The sequence below is a fragment of the Shewanella sp. WE21 genome (genome assembly GCF_002966515.1).
GTDB lineage: Bacteria > Pseudomonadota > Gammaproteobacteria > Enterobacterales > Shewanellaceae > Shewanella > Shewanella oncorhynchi.
The window spans coordinates 1912622-1929541 of the sequence record NZ_CP023019.1; the positions used below are offsets into that span (position 1 = coordinate 1912622).

A 16920-nucleotide genomic window follows, 5' to 3' on the forward strand; every position below is an offset into this window, starting at 1 on the left:
TCAGCGGGTCAGGCCGGCGGTCAGGGTGTCTGCCACACGCGCAATCAAGTCGCTGTCTTCTGCATTCTCATCGTTTTGTGCCATGGTTAACAGACTATACAGCGTAGTGGAGCCAACGTTTAGCATCTGGCCTGTGCGTAACCAGGTGAGCAGCTTGTACAGTTGCGCAAAGCTGTGCGGAAACTCGCCTTCGCCAAAGATGAGAGTGTTCATAGTGCTGACGCTGTCTGTCGTGAGATTGTGCATGACCGCAATTTTATCCGCCACGGTGTTGGCATCTGACTCGGCATCAACCAGCACAGGCAACAGACGCAGAGCCTCATCGACGGAGGTAGTGACCTGGCCTTGCCAGCGCTTAAAGCGGGTCAGCAGCAACAATAGGTACAGGGATGGTTGCAACGTTGCAGGCAGAGAGTCGTCCAGTTGCGCAGGTGTCTCTGTGAGTAGCCTCAGGTCCTGCTCACTCAGATTCAACCAGCGTGCCACCAAAACCAGCTGACTCAGCCGCTGTGTCGCCGCCACCAGTCCGGTTGTATCTTTCTGCAGGTCATCCACAGAGGTGTTTTGCGGATTTTCGAAGAATGTCGCGATGCTGTTCCAGTAGACATCCAGTGTGAGGTTACCATCCGTTTTAGTCAGCCATTCCGTTACCGGTCCCATGATGTTGGTCTTCATACCAAAACCGCCGGCTAACGCCCGCAATACCTTCTGCCGCAGTGCGGCATCCATTTTGCGGATGCCAGAAGGGGAATCCTTCACGCTGCGGTAGGTGTTTTGCAGGAAGGTGAACATCTCTGCTGTCGCGGTGCCACTATAGACCTTGCTCACCATTGCCTGTACCTGAATAAGGTTCAGGTCATTATCACGCATCCAGCCCAGCACCTGTTCGGTGCGACGGATAAGGTCGATAGCAGCCAAACCTGTTTTACATCCGAGCGCCTTCAGGAGCGTGTCAGTGCCTTCGGCCATCAACAGCCACAGACACTCTGCCTCAGCAAATGTCAGGCCCAGCATGCGAGGAATAGCACCAAAGCGGTAAATCTGTCCGGCGGTGTTCTCATCCATGGTGAATGAGGTTGCGTCACTACCGAAGCAGTAACGGACAATACGAGCAAATTCGTCACTGGTTACGCCAAGTGCTTTGGCGCAAGTTGATTCATACACAGCTTGGTCACCCTCACCATTGCATGTAACTTGCTGGCCAATAGGGATGCAGCCTGTTTCATCGGGATAGGTGAACAGGGTTTCATAGAGGCTTTTTTCCTGAGCGGGGGCATAAGGGTTAACCGCACCAATAAAGCTGGCGAAAACATTTTCACTGATGCCGTAGCGCTGTTTGAAGTCCACACAGGAGGCTAGAACACCTAGTGTCACACTGTCCAACGTGAGAGGGTCATAACTGGCAGCGTGACTGGCCTGAACAATAATCCAGTCCAGCATCTCAAATGACAGACCGGTTGTGTTGTGCAGGCGGATAATCTTTTCGGCATTCCCTGCAAGGGATACTACGGTATCGTCCCTGAAATTAAGGGCTGCCGGGGTGGTGATAACGCCATTTTTGCGTATTTCCGGTTGAATCCACAACAACGCATTTTCAGTGCTGGGTTCCACCTTAGAATTGATAAAGGCAGCGCCGTATTGATGCACATCTGGAATGGACTCCATCCCGTACATACGGAAACGGGACATTGGGTGTTTATTTTTATCACCAGGCGTTCCTCCTGATTGCTCATAAGAATATTGAGCGGTCAAATCCAGCACCTGGTTGAACGTCAATCCCGTCTTCTCACAGAACGTCGGGATATTATTTAGTGCTTCTGCCAGCGTACTATCTTCCCGGGCGGATTGAGCTAACAAACCATAGTGATCACGGATATCTTCGTCTGTCAGACTGGTATTAGCCATCAACTGATAGCTGACTGGAGTCAGGTTCAACAAGACCCTCGCCGGTGGGTTTGGGGAAGTATTTGGGGGAAGGAGTGTTTCTGGTGCAATGACCTCAGCACCATCAACATCACTGCAGAAGGCAAACAAAAGAGCATCCTCTTTTTGGGCATCCAGCGTTAATCTCTTTGGCGCGTCAGTAAGGCCTTTTTCTTCATGCCCAAGATAGCCCTTTGGAGTCTGAATAAACCAGTTGTCGTTATCGGCAGCTTCCAGCGTGATAGCCAGATGCTTTGCAGGGTTAATGTTCGAGTTGTCATCCGGTCTTGCCATGCGGGCAAATGAACCATCACCTCCAAAATCTGTACCGTTATTTGCCATTAGATGGCTCCCGGCCAGATGGATACCATTTATAGTGACGTCACCCGCAATACTCAGATAAAGCAAACCATTCTTTCGGGAAAAATGCAGATTAGCTGTTTGGGGGGTTTCAACCTGCGGCCTTCCAACATTAAGATACCCCCCTGGAGGGAGAGCATCTCCTCCATCAACAGCATGTGCCAAATAGATCATTTCTCCTTCCTCTTGCGTTTTTAGGAAAAATGGTTTTCCAGAAGACTCATCAGGAAGTGCACTACGCTTGATTGATTGTCCCTCAACGGCGAAGGCCGATGCCTGCGTGTCAAAAAGCACATCCCAGATACCGTTCAAAGTTCGAGCCTGTGCCCCCAATGCCGTATTGATTTGTGTCAGCTTGTCGTCATAGGGCAGTGTCATCGGGAAGAAGCTCTTTGACAACGAGCTAAGCGTGTTGTTCTCATCGCTTTGCAGTACCTCTAGTAGAAGGTCAAGGGAAGTGAGCTCCTGATTCATCGTGGTTTCACTGAGTATCAGGTCTTGCAAGTCAGGGCGACGATTATCAATATGGAATGCAGAATTGCTGTTATGGAGTGTTTTGGCGACCTTATACAAAGCAGCAGCATAGCGTCCCGGAGAGAACAGGGACTGAATCGAGGCAGCATCCGCATAGTCAGTGCTGCGCGCCATCAGGTCAGAAAAATCACCGTCCCCTCCTAGGTTGCGTAAAAGCGCTTCTTTGAGATGCAGGGACGGGGATGGCGCGAGCTTCTTCAGCCCACCAATGACCGGCTCCTGACGTAACTGCCACGAACGGAACAAACTTTTCAGGGTGTCAGCGTGCTCCCGAGCATGACGATAGATCTGCTGAGCACAGACAGCATCGATATCTGGGGTCGTCTTAACAAAGGCGGCACGGCTCTGTCTGATAATGTCAAAAATTGTTTGATAACCTGCTTCATTGAGTATGATTACGAGCTTCTCTTCTGAAGCTGAATGCAAACGACTTAAATGCATAGAATTATCTCCATGTGAAATAGTTGTAAGGCACTTCCGTTCGATTGAAACGGTATGATAGGGGGCGATGGGCACTTCATGGCATTCCTTGGCGTTTAGGGGGCTCGTTGCAACGACGACTGATATTAGCCCAGTAAGCCCCTTGCGTTATCGTTGTAAAAACGCATAAAACCGGGGATAAAGGGAAGATTAACGGCCCCTCAGATAAATTCGATTGAGTCTGTCATTTTTGTATCGATATAGTCCAACTCACTTTGAAGAATCTTCACCCTTAGCGTTAGATACTTTTTGGCGACCGCTACGAATATTAAATGCTTTGTCACCCGTGTGGCAACAGCAAGACCGCCAGTCACTGCGGTATCAAATGCGAGGCCGGGTACCGCTTTAATATTTAACCCTAAGCCCGCTTCCCACCAAGTAGCTGGGATGATGGGTTCTGTCACAAATTGAGATCTTGCCGCTCCAAATAGCGGGGACAGTATCTCTCAGATACAACTGGGCCGTTAAAGAATAAATTTGTTCGCATGGAGTCATCATTTGAGCCGTGTCCATGATAGCCACAGCCGAATGTTAACAGTCTCTAACGCTGCTGCATTAGCGCCACTTTTATCAATGACGACCTTCTCAGGTGAGCCATGTTGATTGATAGCTTTAGTGAAAAAAGCGTGCGCGGCAGGCTCATCACGGGTTTCACTTAAGTAAAAATCAATCACAGCACCGAATTTATCCACTTATCCACTGCACGATAATAGTAAACCCCACTGACCCTTAATTTTTATGTAGGTTTCATCCATTCGCCATGAGCTAGATATTCGACGCTTTCTCTTTCTGAATTTAGCTTCAAGCTGTGGTGCATATTTGATAACCCAACGATTCAGTGTTGAGTGGTCAAAATGAATGTTTCGCTCCGCGAATATTTCCTCAATATCACGGTAACTAAGTTTATAGACTAGGTAATATCGTAGAGCTTGCATGATGATATCTGATGGGAAATGTCCGCTAGAAAAATTGAGTTTCATGCAATGGATACTCCAAATTCATATTGGAAGATCGTCCACACTTAAACTCTTATCGTCAACTTTGCGACAGAACCATTGTGTGTGCAAACCGCTACAAAAAGAATTGACCTAGAATATAAACCCAAATACGAATTATTTGCATTATCTAGCTTAACATGTAAAATCTCCACAATTTTTTACATATATTTACAAATCGTAATCATTTTAGGGGAAGTAATGAACAAAACACTACTTGCTACTGCGCTATTGGGCCTCTTTGCTAGTCATCAAGCTCTCGCGAGGGATGAAACACAAGAACTGCGTAAAGTGATTGAGCAGCAGCAAGTGCTGCAGGATCTGGAAAAACGCTTAGAAGAAACTGAAAAACGAGTAGAAAAATCCGCCGATGCCGTTGAAGAAACTGGCTCAAGCAAGAGCGCTACGACCATAGGGGGTTATGGCGAGCTGCACTACAACATTTCAGACAACATTAAAGGCAAAGACAAAAAAGAGTTCGATTTTCATCGTTTTGTATTGTTCGTTGGCCATGAATTTACTGATAAACCCCGTTTTCTCTCTGAGTTAGAAGTGGAACATGCATTGGCTAGCGAAGGTAAAAAGGGTGAAGTAGAGATAGAACAAGCCTATATCGAACATGATTTTAACCAGAGCTTCACGGGTAAAGCGGGTTTATTCCTGATGCCCGTCGGTATCATCAACGAAACCCACGATCCATTTGCATTTTACGGAGTTGAGCGTAATCCTGTTGGAGCTGACATCATCCCAGCTACTTGGTGGGAAGCGGGCTTAGGGTTAAATATTAAAGCGGTACCCGGCCTCGCATTTGATACCGCAGTGACTGGCGGTCTTGCTGTTGCCACACGGGTGACAAAGCATTTAATATTCGTAGCGGTCGCCAAAAAGTATCTAACGCTAAGGGTGAAGATTCTTCAAAGTGAGTTGGACTATATCGATACAAAAATGACAGACTCAATCGAATTTATCTGAGGGGCCGTTAATCTTCCCTTTATCCCCGGTTTTATGCGTTTTTACAACGATAACGCAAGGGGCTTACTGGGCTAATATCAGTCGTCGTTGCAACGAGCCCCCTAAACGCCAAGGAATGCCATGAAGTGCCCATCGCCCCCTATCATACCGTTTCAATCGAACGGAAGTGCCTTACAACTATTTCACATGGAGATAATTCTATGCATTTAAGTCGTTTGCATTCAGCTTCAGAAGAGAAGCTCGTAATCATACTCAATGAAGCAGGTTATCAAACAATTTTTGACATTATCAGACAGAGCCGTGCCGCCTTTGTTAAGACGACCCCAGATATCGATGCTGTCTGTGCTCAGCAGATCTATCGTCATGCTCGGGAGCACGCTGACACCCTGAAAAGTTTGTTCCGTTCGTGGCAGTTACGTCAGGAGCCGGTCATTGGTGGGCTGAAGAAGCTCGCGCCATCCCCGTCCCTGCATCTCAAAGAAGCGCTTTTACGCAACCTAGGAGGGGACGGTGATTTTTCTGACCTGATGGCGCGCAGCACTGACTATGCGGATGCTGCCTCGATTCAGTCCCTGTTCTCTCCGGGACGCTATGCTGCTGCTTTGTATAAGGTCGCCAAAACACTCCATAACAGCAATTCTGCATTCCATATTGATAATCGTCGCCCTGACTTGCAAGACCTGATACTCAGTGAAACCACGATGAATCAGGAGCTCACTTCCCTTGACCTTCTACTAGAGGTACTGCAAAGCGATGAGAACAACACGCTTAGCTCGTTGTCAAAGAGCTTCTTCCCGATGACACTGCCCTATGACGACAAGCTGACACAAATCAATACGGCATTGGGGGCACAGGCTCGAACTTTGAACGGTATCTGGGATGTGCTTTTTGACACGCAGGCATCGGCCTTCGCCGTTGAGGGACAATCAATCAAGCGTAGTGCACTTCCTGATGAGTCTTCTGGAAAACCATTTTTCCTAAAAACGCAAGAGGAAGGAGAAATGATCTATTTGGCACATGCTGTTGATGGAGGAGATGCTCTCCCTCCAGGGGGGTATCTTAATGTTGGAAGGCCGCAGGTTGAACCCCCCCAAACAGCTAATCTGCATTTTTCCCGAAAGAATGGTTTGCTTTATCTGAGTATTGCGGGTGACGTCACTATAAATGGTATCCATCTGGCCGGGAGCCATCTAATGGCAAATAACGGTACAGATTTTGGAGGTGATGGTTCATTTGCCCGCATGGCAAGACCGGATGACAACTCGAACATTAACCCTGCAAAGCATCTGGCTATCACGCTGGAAGCTGCCGATAACGACAACTGGTTTATTCAGACTCCAAAGGGCTATCTTGGGCATGAAGAAAAAGGCCTTACTGACGCGCCAAAGAGATTAACGCTGGATGCCCAAAAAGAGGATGCTCTTTTGTTTGCCTTCTGCAGTGATGTTGATGGTGCTGAGGTCATTGCACCAGAAACACTCCTTCCCCCAAATACTTCCCCAAACCCACCGGCGAGGGTCTTGTTGAACCTGACTCCAGTCAGCTATCAGTTGATGGCTAATACCAGTCTGACAGACGAAGATATCCGTGATCACTATGGTTTGTTAGCTCAATCCGCCCGGGAAGATAGTACGCTGGCAGAAGCACTAAATAATATCCCGACGTTCTGTGAGAAGACGGGATTGACGTTCAACCAGGTGCTGGATTTGACCGCTCAATATTCTTATGAGCAATCAGGAGGAACGCCTGGTGATAAAAATAAACACCCAATGTCCCGTTTCCGTATGTACGGGATGGAGTCCATTCCAGATGTGCATCAATACGGCGCTGCCTTTATCAATTCTAAGGTGGAACCCAGCACTGAAAATGCGTTGTTGTGGATTCAACCGGAAATACGCAAAAATGGCGTTATCACCACCCCGGCAGCCCTTAATTTCAGGGACGATACCGTAGTATCCCTTGCAGGGAATGCCGAAAAGATTATCCGCCTGCACAACACAACCGGTCTGTCATTTGAGATGCTGGACTGGATTATTGTTCAGGCCAGTCACGCTGCCAGTTATGACCCTCTCACGTTGGACAGTGTGACACTAGGTGTTCTAGCCTCCTGTGTGGACTTCAAACAGCGCTACGGCATCAGTGAAAATGTTTTCGCCAGCTTTATTGGTGCGGTTAACCCTTATGCCCCCGCTCAGGAAAAAAGCCTCTATGAAACCCTGTTCACCTATCCCGATGAAACAGGCTGCATCCCTATTGGCCAGCAAGTTACATGCAATGGTGAGGGTGACCAAGCTGTGTATGAATCAACTTGCGCCAAAGCACTTGGCGTAACCAGTGACGAATTTGCTCGTATTGTCCGTTACTGCTTCGGTAGTGACGCAACCTCATTCACCATGGATGAGAACACCGCCGGACAGATTTACCGCTTTGGTGCTATTCCTCGCATGCTGGGCCTGACATTTGCTGAGGCAGAGTGTCTGTGGCTGTTGATGGCCGAAGGCACTGACACGCTCCTGAAGGCGCTCGGATGTAAAACAGGTTTGGCTGCTATCGACCTTATCCGTCGCACCGAACAGGTGCTGGGCTGGATGCGTGATAATGACCTGAACCTTATTCAGGTACAGGCAATGGTGAGCAAGGTCTATAGTGGCACCGCGACAGCAGAGATGTTCACCTTCCTGCAAAACACCTACCGCAGCGTGAAGGATTCCCCTTCTGGCATCCGCAAAATGGATGCCGCACTGCGGCAGAAGGTATTGCGGGCGTTAGCCGGCGGTTTTGGTATGAAGACCAACATCATGGGACCGGTAACGGAATGGCTGACTAAAACGGATGGTAACCTCACACTGGATGTCTACTGGAACAGCATCGCGACATTCTTCGAAAATCCGCAAAACACCTCTGTGGATGACCTGCAGAAAGATACAACCGGACTGGTGGCGGCGACACAGCGGCTGAGTCAGCTGGTTTTGGTGGCACGCTGGTTGAATCTGAGTGAGCAGGACCTGAGGCTACTCACAGAGACACCTGCGCAACTGGACGACTCTCTGCCTGCAACGTTGCAACCATCCCTGTACCTATTGTTGCTGCTGACCCGCTTTAAGCGCTGGCAAGGCCAGGTCACTACCTCCGTCGATGAGGCTCTGCGTCTGTTGCCTGTGCTGGTTGATGCCGAGTCAGATGCCAACACCGTGGCGGATAAAATTGCGGTCATGCACAATCTCACGACAGACAGCGTCAGCACTATGAACACTCTCATCTTTGGCGAAGGCGAGTTTCCGCACAGCTTTGCGCAACTGTACAAGCTGCTCACCTGGTTACGCACAGGCCAGATGCTAAACGTTGGCTCCACTACGCTGTATAGTCTGTTAACCATGGCACAAAACGATGAGAATGCAGAAGACAGCGACTTGATTGCGCGTGTGGCAGACACCCTGACCGCCGGCCTGACCCGCTGAATGCGGCAGAGTAAACTGAATAGAGGATAGAAACACGATGTCAATCTCATTATTTAACCAGAACCTTAAGGAAGCGCGTCGCGACGCGCTGGTCAGCCACTATCTGGCGACACATACTGTCTCAATGCTGCCACAAGGGAGTGCCGTTACGACGGCTGATGACCTGTACGAATATCTGTTACTGGATACCAAAATCAGCAATGCTGTGACCACCTCGCGTCTGGCAGAAGCCGTCAGCAGCCTGCAGCTGCTTATTCATCGGGGCCTCGAAGGATATGAAGGTGACCTGGATGGTGGTGCAGCCTCATATTTGGCGAAAGATGCCTTCCTAGATAACTGGGACCGCTATAACAAGCGGTACAGCACCTGGGCGGGTAAAGAGAAGCTTCGTTTTTATGCAGGCAACTATGTGGAACCATCGTTACGCACTAATAAGAGCCCACAATTTAAAGAGCTGGAAAATAAGATAAACCAAGGCAAGCTGACTACCGAACTGGTGGAAAGTGCGTTGTTTACTTATCTCAGCCAGGTTGATAAAACCGCCGAAATTACACACCTTTGCGCCGGCATTGGTAACGCCGAGCGAACTCGCCTGTACATTACGGGTCGACAAAGTGATGACCAATACTGCTGGCGTGAGGTCTGGCTGGACAATTCTATCGATGAGTGTGGCAAGCCCATACACTGGGGCTACTGGCAGCCTTTGCCAGCCGCGATAAAGTCCCCTATTGATGACAGGGTTGTCATGATAGATAGCCCGCAAGGGGTGCTCTGCTTATGGAGCGCAATGGAGAAAAATCAAGTCTCAGCCGATCAAGCTAAAGATGTTGAAATATCTTACTGCTGGGTCATGAGGCGAGATGGACAATGGGAACGGTATGTAGACGGTGATAAACTTACGCTTACCCCAGTTGGGGATAATCGTTGGACGCTTAATGCCTCCACAGAATTTAATAGCTATAACGTAAGCGGCTATAAATACCTATATTCTGAAAGATATATATCTTTTAACAGCGAAATTAAATGGGACGAACTTACAAGTGCGCTGACAGTGAAAGTGACCGATACCGAGGAGTGTCATGAGGTGAGGGTTGTGCGCCTCCATCAAGAAGATGATATTTATCTAGTAGATAAAATATTAGCAAGGATAAGTAAAGATGAAAGTAAGTCATTGTTTATTCGATTGGGGGATCGTTCGATGTATGCTCTGGGTTTCCTCTTTCAAAGACATGATGGGCATGATGGGCAAGAAGTGATAGATCCATTAATGTTATCTCTTGAAATGTTACCGTCAAATCCTTTTGAGTCTGGCAGTTTCAATCGCGATGACAAAGGAAATATGTGGCTAGAACTCAGTCCACGTAATACTGCATTCACTGTATCGCCTCCCATAATTTCACTGAAAGGTTTACTGAAAAGTGGAATTGATGATTTTCTGCATTATGACAATCAAAAAATGATTGCAGAGGCCGGGGCATGGTTTTACAACGCCAAACCAAATGAACCAACTCTAGGTGGTGATGCGTTTACCGGACCGTATGGGCAGTACCTGTGGGAAATATTCTTCCATCTCCCGTTCTTGCTCGCGACCCGCTTTGCCACCGAGCAGCGCTTCGAAGAAGCCGAGCGTTGGTATAAATATATCTTTAACAGCGCAGGCTACCGTGATGGAAATGGTAATGTTCTGACGGACGACCATGGCAAGCCACGTTACTGGAACTGTTACCCGTTGCAGCAGGATGGGGCTTGGGACTCCTTCACGGCGATGCCTGCCAGCACCGACCCGGATGTGATTGCCACCGCCGACCCGATGCACTACAAGCTGGCCATTTTTCAGCATACTCTTGACCTGCTGATTGCCAGAGGGGATGCGGCCTATCGCCTGCTGGAGCGTGACACGCTGACCGAAGCCAAAATGTACTATGTCCAAGCGCTACAGCTGCTCGGCCCGCGCCCCGATATCCGCATTACGAACTCCTGGAATAATCCGACTCTATCTACGGAGGCTGAGTCAATAGCGTCCCCGGCAACGCGCAGCAGTGAGGGCGCATCGCTGACCTTTGCTCAGTGGTTACGCAGCGGTGACACCCACGATATGGGGGATGGTGATTTTCTGCCTCCGTATAATGAGGTACTGCTGGCCATGTGGGATAAGCTGGAAATTCGGCTTTATAACCTGCGTCATAATCTGAGCCTTGACGGTCAACCACTCAGCCTGCCGCTGTTTGCCTCCCCGGTCGACCCTGCCGAACTTCATCGTCAGCAATCCGGCGGTGATGGGGTCATGAATGATGTCAGCCCTGATGGGAAGAGTGATACCGGCTGGCGTTATCCTCGGCTGGCTGACCATGCCCGCTATGCCGTTGGCCAACTGACTCAGTTTGGTAGCAACCTGCTCGGCGCACTTGAGCGCCGTGATAGTGAGCAACTGACGTTGCTGTTGCAGGCGCAGCAGATTACCGTGCTGGGGCTACAGCAAGATATTGCACAAAAGAATATTGACAGCCTCAATGCCAGCCTGGACGCCCTGAATATCGACCGGGCCAGTGCTGCGTTGCGTAAAGCCTATTATGGTCACTTGATAAACGGTGACCTGTCGGCGGCGGAAATCGCCGGACTGACCCTGCGCTCAACGGCGATGGCTACAAATCTGGTCTCCGTGGGCACGGCAATTGGTGCCGGGGTGTTAAGTGCCATGCCAAATACATTTGGTCTGGCCAACGGCGGTGGAGACTTTGGGGCACCGTTACATGCAGCCACCCAGGCGACACAAGTTGCGGCGATGGCGCAGGACCAATCTGCCGCTATTAGTGAAATGACTGCAAACTACCAGCGCCGCAAGGAAGACTGGGGGCTGCAGCGTGACGTTGCTGATAAGGATGTAAGCAAAGCCGAATCGCAAATAGAAAGCTTGAAAACACAGATTGCCATGCAGCAGAAACAGATTTCCCTTGCGGTGATAGAGTCGGCCAATGCGCAGGCCGTGTATGACCTACAGAGCAACCGCTTCTCTGGACAGGGCTTTATAACTGGATGGTCAGCCGCCTCTCCTCGCTCTATTACCAGCTCTACGACGCCACCATTCCGGTTTGTATTCAAGCCCGTGAAGCACTCAAACGTGAACTGGGTGGTAGCCTAACGGACGGCATTTTTAGCACGCCGGTTTGGAACGATCTGTATCAGGGCTTGCTCGCCGGCGAGGGGCTCACCACCGAACTGCAAAAGATGGAGAATATCTGGATCCAGAACAGTGCGAAGGGGCTGGAGGCCACACGCACAGTATCCCTGGCTGCGTTGCGCGGTAAGCAAAATAACAGCCTCAGTGCTGCAATCGGTGCTGTGCTTGGCGGTCAAGACGAAGAGGGTAATGTTCCCGGCCAGCTTAAGTTGAAGGATGACATTTTCAGCTCAACGCTCAATATGTCAATACTGGGTCTGGCCCATGACTACGGCACGACAAGCTCGGGCAAACAGCTCTTTATCAAGAGTATTGCCGTCACGTTACCGACCCTGCTGGGGCCATATCAGGACATTGCCGCTACGCTGTCAGGTAATGATGGAACTATCGCCACCTTGTCTCACGGTATGCAGGATGCAGGGCGCTTTGTCGTGAATTTCGACGATAGCCGTTTCCTACCGTTTGAAGGTACGGATCCGACAGCTCTGACTCTGACGCTGAGCATTTTCAATGTGAAAGGAGCTAATGCAGAGGCACCCAATCAGCGCTCTATAGTGGAAAACCTCAGCGATATTATTTATCACATCCGCTATATCATGCGTTGATGCGTGACAGAGCATTCGGTATTTTCTGTTGTTATTCGGTCCCCTTCTGGGGGCCGTAAGGGATCTTTATATGCAAAACTCAGACTCACTAAAACTGGAATTGCCTTCATTACCGAAGGGCGGTGGGGCAATCACAGGACTGCAAGGGGATATGGCTGCGGCAGGCCCGGATGGTGCGGCCACGTTTACACTCGCATTACCAGTCAATGCGGGGCGCGGGTATGCCCCCACGCTAACTCTGGGCTATCACAGCCATGCAGGGAATGGTCCCTTTGGGATTGGCTGGAATATTGGCCAGCCCACCGTGCGCCGTCGAACCAGCAAGGGTGTACCGGCGTATGACGAAAAAGACGAGTTCATCGGGCCTGATGGGGACGTGCTGGTTCAGGTACTGAATAATGAGGAGGCTCCGGATGTGCGCCATGCTAGTACACTACTTGGCGTTGAGCTGGGAAAAAACTTTACCATTTCTGCCTGGCGTCCCCGTATTGAACATGACTTCAGTCGTCTGGAGTACTGGGAAGCGGATGATCACAGCGAACCTAACTTCTGGGTGCTGTACAACCCAGATGGTGAGGTGCATCTGCTGGGACGCACCCCTCAGGCCTGTATCAGTCATCCAGAAAACCCATCACAGGTAGCCGTCTGGTTAGCTGAATCTTCCGTGTCAGTTACGGGGGAACAAATATACTGGCAATACCGGGCTGAAGATGAGCTTGGCTGCGATGAAACAGAGATCACGGCACATCCAGATACCACCGCGCAACGCTACCTGACTGCCGTCTGGTACGGCAACAAGGTCGCTGCACGTAAATTACCCGCTCTTGTGTCTGTCCCCTCATCCGCTGATTGGTTATTTACGCTAGTCCTGGATTATGGAGAACGGGGAACCGCGTCTGACGCCCCACCTGACTGGCTGGTTCCTGGCAGCGGTGCCTGGCTGTGCCGTCAGGATTGTTTTTCAGGTTACGATGCTGGTTTTGAAGTGCGCACACGTCGCCTTTGTCGTCAGGTACTGACATATCATGCCGTTACGGCACTGTCTGGAGAGGCAAAGGCGGAGGACGAGCCTTACCTTGTGTCGCGCTTACTGCTGAGCTATGAGGAAAACACATCGATCACCACGTTGAAAGTGGTTCAGCAGATCGCTTACGAGACGGATAACCGTCCCGTTACGCTTCCTCCACTGGTGCTGGACTGGCAGGTTTTTTCCCTGCCGGACACTGTGGAATGGCAAAAACGGATAGACATGAACAGGTTTAACCTTCAGCAGTCTTACCAGATGGTTGACCTGAACGGGGAGGGTATAGCGGGCATTCTATATCAGGACGGGAATGCCTGGTGGTACCGGTCACCTGTTCGCAACCTGGGAGCTGAACCGGATGCTGTCACTTGGGATAACACCACACTGCTGCCAGTGACCCCGTCCCTACAGGACGGAGGCGCACTGGCCGACCTGAACGGAGACGGGTATCTGGAGTGGATAGTGACGGCATCTGGTACTGCCGGGCAGTATCAACGTACACCGGAACGCGGCTGGACGAGTTTCACACCATTTAAGGCGCTACCGGTTGAGTACGCGCACATTCGCGCACAGCTTGCAGATCTCACTGGGGCAGGACTGAGTGATCTGGTACTTATCGGGCCTAAAAGCGTTCGTCTGTACAGCGGAACTGGTGAAGGCTGGCAACCCGCGAAAATCGTCATGCAGCCGGATGATATCACCCTACCTCAGTTTAACCCAGATGACCGTGTACTGGTTGCCTTCAGTGACATGGCGGGCAGTAGTCAGCAACATCTGGTAGAGGTGCGAGCAGAAGGCGTGCGTTACTGGCCTACACTGGGGCACGGCCGCTTTGCTCCGCCCGTCAATATGAATGGTTTCAGTTGGCCAGCCGATACTTTCAACCCAGAGCAGCTTTACCTTGCCGATGTGAATGGCTCGGGAACTACCGATCTGATCTATGCCCTGAACGACAAGCTGCTGGTCTGGCTCAATCAGAGCGGAAACCATTTTGCCGCGCCCCTAAGCATCAACTTGCCAGAGGGTGTCCATTATGATCGGACCTGCAACCTGCAATTGACGGACATTCAAGGGCTTGGCGTGGCCAGTCTGGTGCTGACTATTCCCCATCCCGAGCCCACCCATTGGGTTTGTCACCTGACGCAAAGCAAGCCATGGTTGCTTAACGGCACGAACAATAATATGGGGGCTCGTCACACCCTGACTTACCGCAGCTCGGCCCAGTTCTGGCTAGATGAAAAGGCGGATGCTGTGGCAAATGGCAAATCAGTTCCGCCATGTTATCTACCGTTTGCCCTACACATGCTGTGTCGCACGGATGTCATTGATGAAATCTCGGGTAATCATCTCACCAGTACCGTTCGCTACCAGCACGGTGTCTGGGACGGACGGGAGAGAGAGTTTCGGGGGTTTGGCTTCGTTGAGATTAGCGACGCCGACGTGGTGGCAGAACCAGGTATCGCTGAGGGGATAAGCAAGCCAGCCATCAGCCGCTACTGGTACGCCACTGGTTTGCAAGCGGTAGATGACGGCCTGATGAATGAATACTGGAGCGGTGATGAACACGCTTTCCCTCATTATCTCCCACGCTTTACAGCTGGCAGTGGCGAGGACGAACAGCCCTTTATCCCAGATGAGCGGGTGGCATATTGGCTTCGCCGTGGCCTGAAGGGGATGCTGTTGCGCACAGAGTTGTACGGCAGTGACGGAAGTGATCTGGCTGATATCCCTTATTCTGTCAGCGAAAGTCGGCCTCAGGCCCGCTTGGTTGCGTCCTTTGGTGCTTATCCCGTTATCTTCCCGATGACGGTTGAAAGCAGGAACTATAGCTATGAACGCATTAGTTGCGACCCACAATGTAGCCAGCAGGTGTTACTGGGTAGTGATGAATATGGCCAGCCGCTGCAACAGGTCGGTATCAATTATCCGCGCCGCGCACAACCTGACAACAATCCGTATCCAGATACCTTACCCGATACGCTTTTTAACCACTCTTATGATGAGCAACAGCAAGCGCTTCGCCTGACGTTAACCCGAACCTCTTGGCATAGTTTATCCGATCCAGCTAGTGGTATCTGGATAAGTGGTCTGGCCGACGCGACCCGCCACGATCTCTTCACGCTAACAGATACAGCTGTGCAGGAGGAGGGCTGGATGCTTGAGGATTTTTTGGCGGAGGAAGGCCCGCTTGCTGATGAAGAGCCATTGTTTGGTGGGCAGCAACAGATCTGGTATCTGGATGCGCAGGAGGAAGCTACGACTAGTCATTTGGCATTTCCACCGCGGGTGGCGTTCAGTGAAGTGGCAGTGCTTGACGAAGGCATGGTGGCTTCGCTAGCGGAGGATGTTACCCAAGCGCGCCTAGTTGAGGCGGAGTATACACAGTCTCCGTATCTGTTTGCTCATTCAGATGATGAAGAATCAAAGAGAGTATGGACAGTGCGCAGCGGATACATGAAGTATGCATCTGAAGAACACTTCTTCTTGCCAGTGGCGGCCAGAGATACGCTACTCACTGGTGAGATGAACCTCTTCCGCGATCCGTATAACTGCGTAATAACCCAAATATCAGATGCGGCGGGCCTGACCGTTTCTGCAGAGTATGACTGGCGGTTTATGAAGCCGGTCAGAGTCAAAGATGTGAATGATAACATTCAGAGCCTCACTCTTGACGCGTTGGGACGCGTGATAACGAATGCCTTTTGGGGTACAGAGAATGGGGAGAATGTTGGGTACAGCAACAAGCCTTTCAAGCCACCAGTCACAGCAGATGCAGCGGTTGCACTTTCAGGCCCTCTGCCTGTCCATCAATGCGTGACTTACATCCCGGACAGTTGGCAACAGGAAGAGACAGACAGACTGCCTCCCCACGTTGTTGTGTTGACCACAGATCTCTATGACAGCGATCCGCAGCAGCAAATCCGCCAGCAGGTCACATTCAGTGATGGGTTTGGGCGAGTGCTTCAGTCTTCAGTTCGACAGACGGCGGGGAATGCTTGGCAAAGAGCAGAGGGCGGTAGCTTGAACACAGGGCCAGACAATCAGCCCACCATAGCTGAGACCAACTTCCGATGGGCGGTTTCCGGTAGGACCGAGTATGACAATAAGGGACAACCTGTCCGAACATATCAGCCTTATTTCCTCGATAGTTGGAAATACGTCAATGATGACACAGCTCGTCAGGACCTGTATGCAGATACGCACTTCTATGATCCGCTGAGGCGTCTGTGGCAAACCAGAACGGCAAAAGGCTGGTTGCGGCGTTGGGTGTTTACCCCCTGGTTTGTCGTCAGCGAGGATGAAAACGACACGCTAGCAGAGGTGTAACGCCTTGTTGTGGCAGCCGCACTTGTTGATTCAGTTCATGGATGTTTTACTGGCATGCTTGACG

6 protein-coding genes and 2 pseudogenes are annotated in these 16920 nt (G+C 50.7%); 5 read left to right on the top strand and 3 right to left on the bottom strand.

Annotation, left to right across the window (positions count from 1 at the left end):
- The 3 genes and pseudogenes from CKQ84_RS08260 to CKQ84_RS08270 all read right to left on the bottom strand — a co-directional run.
- Entirely contained in the window at nucleotides 1-3258 is a 3258-nt protein-coding gene (locus CKQ84_RS08260; protein ID WP_105250871.1) for a Tc toxin subunit A, read from the bottom strand.
- A gap of 261 nt (nucleotides 3259-3519) precedes the next feature.
- Nucleotides 3520-3689, bottom strand: a pseudogene (locus CKQ84_RS08265) (porin); the annotation flags it as partial.
- A gap of 120 nt (nucleotides 3690-3809) precedes the next feature.
- Nucleotides 3810-4277: pseudogene (locus tag CKQ84_RS08270) on the bottom strand (IS6 family transposase); the annotation flags it as partial.
- Nucleotides 4278-4493: 216 nt separating this feature from the next.
- Between CKQ84_RS08270 and CKQ84_RS08275 the strand changes: the two are divergent.
- The 5 genes from CKQ84_RS08275 (at nucleotide 4494) to CKQ84_RS08295 (ending at nucleotide 16856) form a co-directional block, all read left to right on the top strand.
- The gene (locus CKQ84_RS08275; protein ID WP_367870058.1) at nucleotides 4494-5264 is read left to right on the top strand and encodes a hypothetical protein; all 771 of its coding nucleotides are present in this window, start codon (nucleotides 4494-4496) and stop codon (nucleotides 5262-5264) included.
- Nucleotides 5265-5464: 200 nt separating this feature from the next.
- A complete protein-coding gene (locus CKQ84_RS08280; protein ID WP_105250872.1) occupies nucleotides 5465-8722 on the top strand; it encodes a Tc toxin subunit A in 3258 nt (1085 codons plus the stop codon).
- 37 nt (nucleotides 8723-8759) lie between these two features.
- Nucleotides 8760-11861, top strand: coding sequence for a neuraminidase-like domain-containing protein (locus tag CKQ84_RS08285; protein ID WP_105250873.1), 3102 nt, complete (start codon nucleotides 8760-8762; stop codon nucleotides 11859-11861).
- Nucleotides 11756-12505 (top strand): hypothetical protein, encoded by a 750-nt coding sequence (locus tag CKQ84_RS23915; RefSeq protein ID WP_216822576.1) that lies wholly within the window; start codon nucleotides 11756-11758, stop codon nucleotides 12503-12505. The genes CKQ84_RS08285 and CKQ84_RS23915 overlap by 106 nt, the downstream gene beginning before the upstream one ends.
- A gap of 70 nt (nucleotides 12506-12575) precedes the next feature.
- Nucleotides 12576-16856, top strand: coding sequence for a SpvB/TcaC N-terminal domain-containing protein (locus CKQ84_RS08295; protein ID WP_105250875.1), 4281 nt, complete (start codon nucleotides 12576-12578; stop codon nucleotides 16854-16856).
- The last annotated feature ends 64 nt before the right edge of the window (nucleotides 16857-16920 follow it).

Bases quoted from the DNA above. Each gene is read 5' to 3' on its own strand.
- CKQ84_RS08260 (WP_105250871.1), bottom strand. From the start codon at position 3,258: ATGCATTTAAGTCGTTTGCATTCAGCTTCAGAAGAGAAGCTCGTAATC.
- CKQ84_RS08275 (WP_367870058.1), top strand. From the start codon at position 4,494: ATGAACAAAACACTACTTGCTACTGCGCTATTGGGCCTCTTTGCTAGT.
- CKQ84_RS08280 (WP_105250872.1), top strand. From the start codon at position 5,465: ATGCATTTAAGTCGTTTGCATTCAGCTTCAGAAGAGAAGCTCGTAATC.
- CKQ84_RS08285 (WP_105250873.1), top strand. From the start codon at position 8,760: ATGTCAATCTCATTATTTAACCAGAACCTTAAGGAAGCGCGTCGCGAC.
- CKQ84_RS23915 (WP_216822576.1), top strand. From the start codon at position 11,756: ATGGTCAGCCGCCTCTCCTCGCTCTATTACCAGCTCTACGACGCCACC.
- CKQ84_RS08295 (WP_105250875.1), top strand. From the start codon at position 12,576: ATGCAAAACTCAGACTCACTAAAACTGGAATTGCCTTCATTACCGAAG.